This window comes from Psychrobacter sp. 78a-MNA-CIBAN-0178 (assembly GCF_040309625.1).
In the GTDB taxonomy this organism is placed as follows: Bacteria; Pseudomonadota; Gammaproteobacteria; order Pseudomonadales; family Moraxellaceae; genus Psychrobacter; species Psychrobacter okhotskensis.
This window is the reverse complement of sequence record NZ_JBEOOZ010000172.1, coordinates 1-251: the sequence shown is the minus strand read 5'-3', so window position 1 is coordinate 251 and position 251 is coordinate 1. Positions and strand designations below refer to the sequence as shown.

Here is a 251-nt window from a genome sequence, read left to right as displayed (position 1 = left end):
GGTGACGCCCGTGCTCAAGCGCTAAAACTTGCCGCAACCTTACCGCAAATCACCTTAAGCTCACGTGAGCGCGGTGATTTGATTATGCTCGGTATTGGCGGCTTTACGCCACTTGATGGTTTTATGAATCAAGCCGATTGGCAAGGCGTGGTCGATAATATGCGTCTGCAAACGGGCGCGAATGCTGGCTTGTTTTGGCCAATCCCGATTACCTTATCTGCGCCGAAAGTAACTGCTGATAACCTAAATAA

General features: G+C 49.8%; 1 pseudogene. It reads left to right on the top strand.

The annotated features are described in order from the left end of the window. Positions 1-251: pseudogene (gene sat / locus AAEY80_RS14725) on the top strand (sulfate adenylyltransferase); the annotation flags it as partial.